A 12179-nucleotide genomic window follows, 5' to 3' on the forward strand; every position below is an offset into this window, starting at 1 on the left:
GTAGGCGGTTGGATGGCGTGGTTTATACGTCGTTAATAACCCGCGTGGGCAACAGCGCCGGGTAGTAAGTGCCGCGGTTCTTTCACTGTTGCTTTTGTGGGACAGGCAGAATGCCAAGGCTGCATGCACCCTCCATCTTCTGCGAGAGCGAGCTTGCTCGCGAAGTGGGTTTCACAGCCAGTATTGCGGCCGGCAGACACAATGCTCTTGCGAACAAGCTCGTTCCCACAGGCGGATTTGCCGGGGTGTGTGAACCTTCCGTGGATACAGCGCTCACTTGTTAAGCCGTCGCGCCGAGTGATCGTGCTGTCTCATCGCCGATAAGGAATTCGCATGCTCCACACCTCGCCACCGAATCCCCTCGACAGCCCTGTGCAACGCGAGCTCAGCCTGCGAGCGGTCACGACCGGGATCGTGCTTGGGATCCTGTTGACGCCTTCCAATGTGTACGCCGGGTTGAAGATCGGCTGGTCGTTCAACATGTCGATCATTGCCCTGCTGATCGGCTACGGCATTTGGCAAGGCCTGGCCCGGCGTTCCGGCGCCGGGGTGCCGTGGACGCTGCACGAAAGCAACATCAACCAAACCGTGGCGTCTGCCGCGGCCTCGATCATTTCCGGTGGGTTGGTGGCGCCGATTCCGGCGTACACCTTGCTGACCGGGCAGCAATTGGATGCCCTGCCGATGGTGGCCTGGGTGTTCTCGGTGAGTTTCCTCGGGATCTGGATTGCCTGGTACCTGCGACCGTCGTTGCTCAATGACAAGGCGCTGAAGTTTCCCGAGGGGATGGCGACGCTGGAAACCCTGTTGCACATCTACAACCACGGCCATGAGGCAGCAACGCGCCTTAAGGTGTTGCTCGGCGCCGCGTTCGTATCCGGGCTGGCCAAGTGGATCGACACATTTATGTGGGCCTTGCCACGCTGGGCGCCGACGGGCCAGTTGGAGCGCCTGACCTTCACCGCTGACCCCTCGCTGCTGTTGCTGGGGTTCGGCGGCATTATCGGGATTCGTGTCGGCCTGAGCCTGCTGCTGGGGGCGTTGCTGGCCTGGGGCGGGTTGGCGCCGTGGTTGCTGGGGCAAGGCCTGGTGCAGTTGCCCCCTGGCAGCAGCGGTCCGCAGTTCGCGGCGCTGGTGGAGTGGTTGTTGTGGCCGGGCGTGAGTCTGATGGTCTGCTCGACACTGGCCTCCCTGGCGATTCGCCTGTGGTCGTTGCACACGTCCACCCAGGCCGGTGACGGGGTGCTCTGGCGGGTGCCCAAGGTGGGGCCTGCCGCCGGTTTCGGGCTGGCGATTGTCCTGGTGGTGAGCCTGCAAGCGCTGCTGTTCGGCATCAACCTGTGGATGGCCTTGCTGACCATTCCCCTGGCCATCTGCCTGGCCGCCGTGGCCGCCCGGGTGGTCGGCGCCACGGGTATCCCGCCCATCGGGGCCATCGGGCAACTGTCACAGCTGAGCTTCGGCATCGTGGCACCTGGGCAGGTGCCGATCAACCTGATGAGCGCCAACACCGCCGGCGGCTCGGCCGGACAGTGCACCGACCTGATGAACGATTTCAAGGTGGGCCGGGCGATCGGCGCGACGCCGCGCAAGCAGTTGATCGCCCAGACCCTGGGGATTTTCGTTGGCAGCATCGTCGGGGTACTGGCCTATCTGGCCTTGATCCCGGACCCACAGGCCATGCTGCTCTCCGAAGAATGGCCGGCCCCGGCGGTCGCCACCTGGAAAGCCGTGGCGCAAACCCTGACCCATGGCCTGGATTCCCTGTCGACGAGCATCCGTTGGTCGATTTTCGTCGGCGGCCTGGCCGGCTTGCTGCTGGGCATACTCGACAGCATGTTGCCCGAACGCCATGCCCGGCTGCTGCCCAGCACGGCGGCCCTGGGCCTGGCGTTTGTACTGCCGGCATCGGTGTCGTTGATGATGGCTTTCGGCGCCGTGCTCACCTGGCTGGTGAGCTGCCGCTGGCCGACCGTCACGGAACGGTTCGCCATCACCGCGGCAGCGGGGTTGATTGCCGGGGAAAGTATCACTGGGGTCGGGGCGTCACTGTGGGCGATGCTGGGCAACGGAGGATAGGCCTACCCCACACGGGGGCGCCGTCATCTCTTTGTGGGAGCGGGCTTGCCCGCGAAGGCGGAGGGTCAGTTTGCTCCGGTGCTGGATGGGCCACCGCCTTCGCGAGCAAGCTCGCTCCCACAAGGGGATCTGTGGCGGACACACCTCTCCAGTCCGCCAAATGACTCTGTGGGAGCGGGCTTGCCCGCGAATGCGGTGGGTCAGTCGCTGGGTTGGCTGGTTGAAATGACGCCTCGCTCCCGTCGTCTGACGGTTTGACTGAATGAAGAAGGGACCTTAGGGGCGCCTTGCGCTTGCGGCATTTGAGCGTCAGTGCCGCTGTCAATTATCTTCGGGCCAATGCCCTTGCCGAGGCCTACGTGGATCGACACCTGGATCGCCGCAATAACCTGTCCCTGGACAGCCTGAACTTCTTCCTCGCCGACGTCCGCGACGGGCTGGGGCCATACCTGGCCATCTATCTATTGGCCGTGCATCAATGGCAACCCTCCAGCATCGGCCTGGTCATGACCCTGGCGGCCATCGCCGGGCTCATCACCCAGGGCCCCGCCGGCGCGTTGATCGACCGGGTTCGCAGCAAGCGCGCAGTGGTGGCGGTCGCGGCCTTGCTGGTGACGCTGGGGTGCCTGGTGTTGCCATTCACCTCTTCGTTTGGTCTGGTGGCGTTGACCCAGGCCCTCAGTGCCGTGGCGGCGTCGGTGTTCGCCCCGGCCATCGCGGCCATTTCCCTGGGCATCACCGGGGCGAAAGCCTTTACCCGGCGGACCGGGCGCAACGAAACCTTCAATCATGCGGGCAACGCCTGCGCCGCGTTGCTGGCCGGTGGTTTCGCCTGGCTGTTCGGTCCCATCGCGGTGTTCTACCTGATGGCGGCGATGGCCTTGGCCAGCATCATCGCGGTCAGTTGCGTGTCCGCCGAAGCCATCGACCATGATGTGGCCCGCGGCCTGGAGACCGGCCAGACCGTCACCGGCGAGATGCCTTCGGCGTTACGGATCCTGCTGGATAACCGCACGCTGTTGCTCTTCGCCATGTGCTGCGCGCTGTTCCACCTGGCCAATGCGGCGATGCTGCCGCTGGTCAGTCAGAAACTCGCTCAGGCCAACGCGCACCTGGCCACGCCGCTGACCTCGGCGTGCATTGTGGCGGCGCAACTGGTGATGGTGCCGATGGCCTGGCTGGTGGGCCTCAAGGCCGACATCTGGGGGCGAAAGCCACTGCTGCTGGCCGGATTCCTGATCCTGCCGATTCGCGGCGTGCTGTACGTGCTTTCGGACGATCTTTACTGGCTGGTGGCGGTGCAATTGCTCGACGGCATCGGCGCCGGGCTGTTTGGCGCGCTGTTTCCGCTGGTGGTCAAGGACCTGACCCAGGGCACGGGACGGTTCAACGTCAGCCTCGGCGTGCTGTCCACTGTGTTCGGCCTCGGCGCCGCGTTGAGCAACAGCCTGGCGGGCTTCGTAGTCGAAGGGGCGGGCTACAGCGCGGCATTCCTGACACTTGCCGCGATTGCTGCGCTGGCCTTCGGCTTGCTGTTGGCCATGCCGGAGACCTGCCTGTCACGGCGTGCCCCACGGCCCGATGCCGCCGTGGCGGGGGCCATGGAGTGACTTGACGTCAGCCCGCTCCTGCACGGAAGTGCCCGACCAGTTGCTGCTGATGGTTTGCCATGTCGTACAGCGAATGGCTGGCTTGCGAGGCGTCCTGCATGCGGCTGGTCAATGTCTCGCTGATAACTCGGATGTCGCTGACGCGATGGCTGATGTCTTCCACCACGGTGCTTTGCTCCAGGGCCGCGCTGGCGATCTGCTGATTCATGTGTTCGATCACTTCCACGGCGTTGGCGATGTGTTGCAGCGCGCCATGGGTCTGTTCGACATGGATGACGCTGCCCCGGGCCAGTTCGCGGCTCTGTTGCGTGCTCTGCACCACCTCCAGGCTGAGTTGTTGCAGTGCTTCGATGACACTGCGTATCTGCTCGACCGAGGCCTGGGTATTGCTGGCCAGGTGGCGAACTTCGTCCGCCACCACGGCGAAGCCGCGTCCCTGTTCACCCGCCCGGGCGGCTTCGATGGCGGCGTTCAAGGCCAGCAGGTTGGTCTGTTGGGCGATGGCGCAGATCACATCCAGCACCTGGTTGATCTGCTGGCTGTTATCGGCAAGCGCCTTCACTTGCCCGAGCGTCGTCTCCAGGCGCCGGTCGAGGGTCTCGATGCTGCCGGCGGCGTTGGCGAACAGTTCCTGGCCTGATCGGCTGGCGTGATCGGCCGCCGCGGCGGCGTCGGCTGCCTGGTGGGAATGGCGCGCAACTTCCTGGGCGCTGACGCTCATCTGATGCAGCGCGGTGGCGGCCAGTTCCACTTCCTGGTACTGCTGGCGCATGCCGGCGCTGACTTCCTCGGCCACCCTTGCCGAGGTGTCGGCGTTATCTCGCGTGTCTTGGGACGCTTGCTGGATGTTGCGGATAATGGGCTGCAGCGTGTCGAGAAACCGGTTGAAGCCCCGTGCCAGTTGGCCCAGTTCGTCGTGGCGCTCATGGGGCAGGCGCCGGGTCAGGTCGCCGTCGCCCTCGGCAATGGCGTCGAGTAAGCGCACGACGTTGAGCAACGGGCGGGTGACGCCGTAGGCGCTGAGCCAGATCAGCAGCAATCCGCAGCCGCCGGCCAGCAGGCCCAAGCCGAGGTTGAACCAGTTCTCCTGGCGCCGCTTGTCGTCCAGTTGTGCCTGCATTTTCAGCGCGGGTGCTTGCACCTGTTCTTGCGGCACGCGTATCTGCAATTGCCAGGGCGCGTTGCCGGTGACCGTTTGCACGGCTTGGCGGACGTCGATGCTGGCGGCCGACACCGTGCCACCTTGCCCGGCCACCTGGCCGGAGGCGGACAGGATCCTGATTTCACTCTGCCCGGCATACAGGTCCGCGGCGAGATGGGCCGCGAGTTCCTGCAACGTACTGAGGCTGATGTCCATGCCCACGACACCGAGGGTCTTGCCGTCGACGACCAGGGGCACCGAAATGCTGCTCATAAGGGTCTTGTGCCCCTCGACTTCGACGGCGTAGGGCTCCGTGACGCAGACGCGACCTTGCGTCTGCGGACACACGAACCAGGCGTTGGCTGGTTCGCTGCCGGCCGGTGCGGTGTCGGCAAAGATCTGGGCTTCGCTGAGTACTTCCTGCACCAGGCGCCCAGGCTGGCTTTGCGACCAATACAGGGCAAAGCGCCCGATCTCGTTGCCGGCCAGATCACGCCTCCCGGAAAAGCCGGCATCTGCATCGCCCAGTGCGTTGGGGAGCAGCACGACATACAAGCCGAGGATCTTCTCGTGTCGCGCGAGCGCTTGGCGCGTCACGCCGAGCAGGTCATGACGCAGTTGCTCGACCGTCAGTCGCCCGTCCCTGGCCTGGGCGTGCAGTTGAAGAATCGTCTGGGCAAGCCCCTCGCCGTACAACGCTGTGTCATTGAAAAAACGCTCGACTCGCTGGCCATGGAACGAGGCTTGGGCCTGCAAGCGTTCCAAGGCCGCTTGCCCCAGCAACTCGCTGCTCTGGCGTTTCAGCAATGCGGCACTCTGTTGGTTCTGATACAGCGCCGCCGCGGTCAGGGCCCCGACGACGACCAGCAGGACCAGGCCACTCAGGAGGGTGATCCGCCATTGGATGGTGAGGCGATTCATTTCATGTCCCTGGCTTGGACCCACAGCACCGCGTCCTGGGACAGCGGCTTGCCCTTGTGGGTTTTCGTGGTGCCGATGTCGAGGGCGGCAATGCCCCACCAACCGGCCCGAGGTAGGCCGATGGTGATGATGCCCTGGGCATCGGCGTATGTGCTCGTGGCGTTGAAAGAAGCCTGTGGGGCCGTGACGTCGGCATGTTGGCCGAAAGTGTTGTTGTCGATCTCGACGGCGTGGTTGAGGTATTCGACTTCCACCTCGGCGAACGGCACAGGCTTGCCGTCGGCCAGCACGACAGCGCGGAACACGCCGCCCGTCCAGTTTGCATAAGGCTTGCTCAGTGGCTGGATCTCCACCGGCAGGCCCTGTGGCTCAGCCCAGTTGCCGGGCACGCCGCCGACGTTCACGACCAGCTTGGTGAACTGCTGGATGTAGACGTCTTCTTCGGTTTCCAGGTAAGGCTCGGGTTCGAGTACGAAGATATGGTCACCCAGTGGTCGCACCACTTCACGGGGAATTGAGGCGCGGTAGGCGGTTGCCCGGTTCTCGCGGCTTTGCCACTGGACAGGCCGCAGGTACTGGCGCAGGTCGATTTTTTCCCCGCCATGGGCGCTGGTGTGACTGAAGGCGCGGGGCGTTTCCATGACCATGGTGGGGCCACCGGCGAACGGGTGCGTGAAGACGACCGCGAACTCCAAGGGTTCGCCGCGTGCCAGGGCGGTGTCCTTGACGTAGAGCATCTGGAAATGCGCCTGCGCGGCGCCGGTCATGCCGATGAGCATCGCCGCGACGAGGCCTTGGAGCAGCGTTCTTGGATGGGTCATGGTCGATTCACTGTGTGATTTCGGAGGACTGGATCGAGACGTCATGGCCGTCTCCGCCAAGGAACGACACCGAGTAGCTGCCGGTGGGGGGCTGGAACCTGTAGGTGTTGTCATGGCCGACACTGCCTTCGAGCAGCACTTTGCCGCTGGCGTCCCGGACGTAGACTTTCCTGCCGGCGGCGGAGCTGCCGTCGGTGAAGCCAGCCTCGCATTTCACCTGGTCATCGGCCTCGATGTAGCAGTCGAAGACCGGCCCATGGGCGAGGGCCGCCTGGCAGAACAGCAGGGCACCGGCGATGGCTGGCCGGTGCATCGAACAGGGCATTTTCATAGGGGGGCAGTCTCCAGGGGCCGAGTGGGTCATTGGTGTGTGTCGGTGGCGGCGAACGCGGTCAGCAAGGCGTCCAGGTTCACGCGCACGAGTGCGTCATAGCCGACGGTTCCCTTGGCGAGTATTCCTGGGTTGCCCGCGTCCAGTATCAGCAAGCGAGCGCCGCCATCCTCGATGGCCTTGGCGATCCTGGCGTCCGGCGCCCATTTGTGGACCACCACGTGGATGTCTCGCTCGCGCAGGTAGCGGCTCAGCGCGGCGCGGTCGTCGTCGCTCCAGTCGACGTCCTGGCAGACAAACCAGCCGTCGACAAAAATGTCGAACTCGCCGAACAGGTAGATGAACTCATCGGCCAACGACAACACGCGCAGGTCCGGCCGTTGCGCGAGCCGGTCGCCGTATTCGGCCTTGAGTTGGCGCAATCCGCCTTCGAGTGTGGTGAGGTTGCGTTGTATTTGCGGGGCGTCGGCGGGGGCCAGGCGTATCAGGTCGGCGGCGATGTTCGCCGACAGGCGCATGGCATTGATGGGACCGAGCCAGGCGTAAGGCGACGGGCCGCCGTTGCCGTTCCGTGCACCGGCCCAGGGCACGTCGTTCGCGGGTGTGCGGGCCACGGCGACGCCGGGCCTGATCGAGTCCCAGGAGCGCGAGGCGTCGATCTCGACGGTGCGCAGGTTGTGACGACGGGCCGCGGCAAACAAGGGGTCGGCGCGCCAGAGACTGCCGAGGGTGATCACCGCATCGGCCTGCTGGAACACGCTGGCATCCAGGCGCGCCAGTGCGTTGGCCTGGCTCTCCATAGGCGTGGCGGCATCGGGCGGCAGACGGACGACTTCGATGCCGGTGTCGGCGCTGAGGGCTGAAGTCAATGCCTGTAACGCCGGCAGCGCGACCAGCACCCGGGGGCCGGCGAAGGCGGCCGGCGGAGTGCCCAGCAGCAGGACCAGCAGCGCGAGCCAGGAGCGAGACGACCGGCCAAGCCTCTTCATAGGCTGGCCCCCCGGAATCGGGCCGCGGTCGCACGCAGCACGGCGGTCACGATGAACACCAGGGCAGCGACGATCACGATCGCACCACCGGTGGGTACAGGAATCTGGAACTGCATGGGTGCCAGGATGCCGACGATGCAGGCAAAGGTGGCAATCAGGACGGCAAGCGTGACCAGCCCCGGGAGCGAGCGGCTGACATTGCGCGCCGCTGCGGCCGGTATCAACAGCAGGGCCTCGACCAGCACGGCGCCGATGATCTTCAGGCAAGCCACCGTCACCAGGGTCACCAGTATGACGAACAGGTACTCGACGCTGCGCACCGGGACGCCGCGGGCGTGTGCCAGGCTCGGGTTGAGGCTGCTCAGCAGCATGCCGTTGTACAACGGCAGCCCGACGAGCGCACAGGTCGCCGTGACGGCGAGCAGCACGTTCATGTCGGTGTGGTCCACCGCCAGGATGGAGCCGAACAACACGCTTTCCATCACATGGGTGTTGATTTTTGCCGACACGAACAGCAGCAACGATGCCCCGACCGCCAGCGAGATCGACAGGAACACGCCGATCAGCGTGTCGTTGGACAGTGCCGTGCGATGCTGGGTGTACTTGAGGGTCAGCGCAAACAACACGCAGAAGCCGAACATTGACCAGTAGGGCGAGGTGTAGGACTCGCCGATCAGCACGCCAATGGCAACCCCGGTCATGGCCGCATTGCCGACGGCCTGGCTGAAGAAGGCCATGCGCTTGATCATCACCATCGAACCCAGCACGCCCAGCAACGGCCCGATGAGCAGTGCGCAGAGCAACGCATTGATCACGAACTCGTATTCGAACGGTTGCGGCAGGAAGTGGTTCGCCGCAAGCGCCTGGAGATGGTCGCGAATGAACGTGTAGAAGGCGCTCATCGGGACATCTCCAACTGGCCGGCGACCTGATGCGGGTCTCCATGGAACATCACCTGCCGGTTGATCCCGGTGACCGACTGGGCAATGCGCCTGACCTGTTCGAGGTCGTGATTGACCCAGAGGATGGTGGTGCCCGTGCGGTGCAGCTCGACCACCAGTGCCTCCACCAGGCGTATGCCGGCTTCGTCGATGCCCGCCGTTGGCTCGTCGAGGATCAACAAGCGGGGCGCCGGGGTGATCGCCTGGGCCAGCAGCACGCGCTGGCGTTCGCCACCGGACAGGCCACCAAAGGGCTTGTCTCCCATACCGGCAACGCCGGTACGCGCGAGGGCCTGGGTCGTCGCCGCACGGTTGGACCGGGTTGCCCCCAGGAACGCCGGCTTGCGCTGGCCGAGCAGGGCCATGACATCGTTGACCGTCATGGGCAGGTTGTGGTCGAAATCCAGCCGCTGCGGGACATAGCCCATGGGCCTGGCGCACTCGCCTTCGAGGCGGATGGTCCCTGAGTGCGGCATCTGGCCGAGCAGGGCGCGCACCAGCGAGGTCTTGCCACCGCCATTGGGTCCCACCAGGCAGTGGAGCGCTCCGGCTTCGACCCGCAAGTTCACCCCGTCCAGTGCTTGCGTGCCTCCCAGTTGCAGCGAGACGTTATCGAACACGACAGCGGGTCCGCGCATCAGGTTTTTCTCCTTCATTTTGGCTGGGTGAATTCGACGGCCTCGGCCAGGGTCTCGAGGTTTTCGCTCATCGCCACCTCGAACTCGTCCGCGCTGTAGGCGCCGCCGGTGATGTGGGACAGGGCGAAGACTTTCACCCCGGTCGCAGCCTCGATCGGCTGGGCCAGGTCGATGGAGAAGTACTTTTCGGCGAACAGCACGCGGACATTGGCTTTCTTGATCGCGTCGAGGGTATTGGCCAACTGCCGCGCGGTCGGCGCGACGCCATGGCGCGGCTCGATCACGGCACTGACGAACAGCCCGAACTCCTGCATCAGGTAGTCGTAGCCGGCGTGCGTCGTGGCACAGCGGAACGAAGACAGGTCCAGGTTGGCGAAGCGGTTCATGAAGCGTGCCCGTAGCGCGCGGATGCGCCCGGCGTAGGCCAGGGCATTGCGTCGATAGGCCGGCGCGTTGTCCGGGTCCAGCTCGCCCAACCGGCGGGCGATCTCGAACACCTGCTGTATCGCGGCGGTGGTGGAGACAAAGGTATGCGGGTTGACCACCTTGGCACCGCCCTGGTCGCCGGCGATGGGAATGAGGGCGACCGTGGCATTGGCCTGGATGATGGGCAGGTTCTCGGTGCGGCCGGCGGCCTTGACGATCTCGAAGGCCCATTGGTCGTGGCCGATACCGTTAACGACCAGGGCATCGAGCGTCATCGCCCGGGTGATGTCGGCGGGCAACGGCTGATAGTTGTGCGGGTTCGCCTGCGCCGGAATGAGCGCCACCACCTGCGCCTGGTCACCGACGATGTTGGCCACGAAGCTGTAATAGGGATGCAGAGTGACACCGATCTTGAGCTTCTTGCCCTGGGCATGGGCCTGGCCGGCGAGTGCGATGGCAGGGAGGAGCATCAGCAACGCGATACACCGGCGCAGCCGGGCGCGGCAGCTTGCAGGGACGATCATGGCAAGGTTCCTTTTACGCGTTCGATTTCTCGGCTGCCGTCATAGGCAATGACCTGGCGCCAGCCTTTGCTGACCAGCGACTCGGGCTTGACGATGCCGGGGTAGGGCGCGTCCGGGTCGCGGTGGACCCAGATCGTGGCCTGGTTGGCCCACATGACGCCGGCATGGGCATGCCCGATCACCAGCAGGTAGGCGCTCTGGCCTGGCGCGCTGCCACCGGCGCCGTAATAGACCGTCGCGCCCTGGCCTTGGGTGGCTTGCGACACGCTGGCAGTGCCCGGTGCCGGCGCAGGAGCATCGGCGTGACCTTCGGTGTGCGTGTCGCCGGCAACGGCATGGGGTTGGTGGGTGCCTGGCAGGATCAATTGCCAGCGCACCTTGCCGTTGGCCTTCCAGAAGGCATCGCGGTAGAACGGCGGCAGCACGAGCTTCTGCGCCTGCTCCAGGGTGATCCAGCCGCCGGTGTCGTTGTTGAACCAGATGATTTCCTCGCCGGCTGGCAGCAGTGCGCCGTGGATCGCCTGGTCGACCGCACCCAGGCCGTCGAAGGAGCGGACCTGCCAGCTCAAGGCGGTGGGCGGGACGGCTTTCTGGGGTCGCAGCAGGACATAACCGGCGACGCTGGCGATGACCGCCAGGGTCATCAGCAGCAGGGCCAGCGACTCCCATCGGCCCGAGCGCGGGCTCACCAGCCTGGTCGCGGCGCCTGTGGGGCTGCGTGGCAGCAGGCGGGCCATCAGAAAAAAGCGATCCAGCGGCCGAGGCACACCACCCCGGCCCACAACACCATCGAGCTGAAGCCGGCGACGCGCGCCTGGCCGGGGGGCGGTAGCGTCGCGTCCCATTCCTCGATCCGGCGAAAGACCCCCAGGTGGAATATGCCCATGTTGATGCCCGCCAGCAGCAACAGCCCCATCTTCCACCAGAAGATCGGGTTCTGCGCATAGGTGAAAGCGTTGGAAGCGAACATGAGCAGGCCGGTGATCACACACGTCGCGAAGGCGACCCAGGTGAATGGCAGCAGCTCCTGGATCAGCCGCAACGCGCTGCGGCGATGGGCAGCGATGCCGAGCAGGCGCAAGTCCACCACGGCGATGGTGCCGAACACCAGGGCGATGCCGATCACGTGCACCGATTCGAGGGTGGGGAAAGCCGAGCCCGATTCCCTGATCCAACTGGCGACAGTGGTGGCTTCGAGGGCTTGCAGGGCGGATTGAATGTCCATGGCGAATACCTGAGAGCTGTGGGTTGGAAGCGTTAGATCGTGTAGGCGATCCAGCGGCCGCAGAAAATCACCACGCACCACAGGGCGATCGACAGCCAGGCAAGTGGCTTGACCAGACGGCTGGCACCCTCCGGGGGTTGCCCAGCAGGGCGCAGCAAGGGGCGTCGGATCCACCAGGCCAGGGTGAACGCGGCCACTACCAGGGCCATCTTCAGCCAGAACGTCGAGTTGACGAGGACACGGTCGGGTTCGCCGATGGACATCACCAGGCCTGTGGCGAGCAGGACGATGAGAGCGTTACGCATCCACGGGTAGTAACGGCGCACGACGCTGCCCAAGGGCTCGTCCGTGGCGAACAGGCCGGCCAGCCGCAGATCGGAGATGAAGGCGCAACCAAAGATCACTGCGATAGCCAGGATATGGATGGACTGGACAGTGGGTACGACCCAGAGCATGTCCCGAATGGCTGTGCTCACCGGTGTCGCGTAGAGCCAGGCAATGATCGGTGCTGATGACATCGGTTTTCTCCCGTG

Annotated in this window: 12 protein-coding genes; 2 read left to right on the forward strand and 10 right to left on the reverse strand. The window is 65.0% G+C overall.

Translation table 11 applies throughout. The annotated features are described in order from the left end of the window. Positions 1-333: 333 nt before the first annotated feature. Entirely contained in the window at positions 334-2079 is a 1746-nt protein-coding gene (locus V3H56_RS10840; protein WP_338474584.1) for an OPT family oligopeptide transporter, read from the forward strand. Positions 2080-2438: 359 nt separating this feature from the next. After that, a complete protein-coding gene (locus V3H56_RS10845; RefSeq protein WP_123578880.1) occupies positions 2439-3689 on the forward strand; it encodes an MFS transporter in 1251 nt (416 codons plus the stop codon). Positions 3690-3696: 7 nt separating this feature from the next. Here V3H56_RS10845 and V3H56_RS10850 read toward each other — a convergent pair whose 3' ends face one another. Genes V3H56_RS10850 through V3H56_RS10895 form a run of 10 tightly spaced genes read right to left on the reverse strand, consistent with a single transcriptional unit; the run spans position 3697 to position 12164 of the window. Beyond that, positions 3697-5751, reverse strand: a complete 2055-nt coding sequence (locus V3H56_RS10850; RefSeq protein WP_123578842.1) for a methyl-accepting chemotaxis protein — start codon at positions 5749-5751, stop codon at positions 3697-3699. Next, positions 5748-6572, reverse strand: coding sequence for a DUF4198 domain-containing protein (locus V3H56_RS10855; RefSeq protein WP_042729201.1), 825 nt, complete (start codon positions 6570-6572; stop codon positions 5748-5750). The genes V3H56_RS10850 and V3H56_RS10855 overlap by 4 nt, the downstream gene beginning before the upstream one ends. A gap of 7 nt (positions 6573-6579) precedes the next feature. Next, a complete protein-coding gene (locus V3H56_RS10860; protein ID WP_042729200.1) occupies positions 6580-6903 on the reverse strand; it encodes a hypothetical protein in 324 nt (107 codons plus the stop codon). A 29-nt stretch (positions 6904-6932) separates the two neighbouring features. Further along, a complete protein-coding gene (locus V3H56_RS10865; protein ID WP_338474585.1) occupies positions 6933-7892 on the reverse strand; it encodes a zinc ABC transporter substrate-binding protein in 960 nt (319 codons plus the stop codon). After that, positions 7889-8794 (reverse strand): metal ABC transporter permease, encoded by a 906-nt coding sequence (locus V3H56_RS10870; RefSeq protein WP_042729199.1) that lies wholly within the window; start codon positions 8792-8794, stop codon positions 7889-7891. The genes V3H56_RS10865 and V3H56_RS10870 overlap by 4 nt, the downstream gene beginning before the upstream one ends. Further along, complete coding sequence (locus V3H56_RS10875) at positions 8791-9471, reverse strand: metal ABC transporter ATP-binding protein (protein WP_042729198.1); 681 nt, start codon at positions 9469-9471, stop codon at positions 8791-8793. Before V3H56_RS10875 ends, V3H56_RS10870 begins: the two co-directional genes overlap by 4 nt. 14 nt (positions 9472-9485) lie before the next feature. Next, the gene (locus V3H56_RS10880; RefSeq protein ID WP_338474586.1) at positions 9486-10421 is read right to left on the reverse strand and encodes a zinc ABC transporter substrate-binding protein; all 936 of its coding nucleotides are present in this window, start codon (positions 10419-10421) and stop codon (positions 9486-9488) included. Next, positions 10418-11158, reverse strand: coding sequence for a hypothetical protein (locus V3H56_RS10885; protein WP_338474587.1), 741 nt, complete (start codon positions 11156-11158; stop codon positions 10418-10420). The genes V3H56_RS10880 and V3H56_RS10885 overlap by 4 nt, the downstream gene beginning before the upstream one ends. Continuing rightward, the gene (locus V3H56_RS10890) at positions 11158-11646 is read right to left on the reverse strand and encodes a DUF6644 family protein (RefSeq protein WP_338474588.1); all 489 of its coding nucleotides are present in this window, start codon (positions 11644-11646) and stop codon (positions 11158-11160) included. Before V3H56_RS10890 ends, V3H56_RS10885 begins: the two co-directional genes overlap by 1 nt. 32 nt (positions 11647-11678) lie before the next feature. Then, positions 11679-12164 carry a DUF6644 family protein gene (locus V3H56_RS10895; RefSeq protein WP_042729194.1) on the reverse strand — a complete coding sequence of 162 codons (486 nt, stop codon included), beginning with the start codon at positions 12162-12164 and terminating at the stop codon, positions 11679-11681. Positions 12165-12179 lie beyond the last annotated feature (15 nt).

Source organism: Pseudomonas sp. MS646, assembly GCF_036693845.1.
GTDB classification, from domain to species: Bacteria; Pseudomonadota; Gammaproteobacteria; order Pseudomonadales; family Pseudomonadaceae; genus Aquipseudomonas; species Aquipseudomonas chlororaphis_E.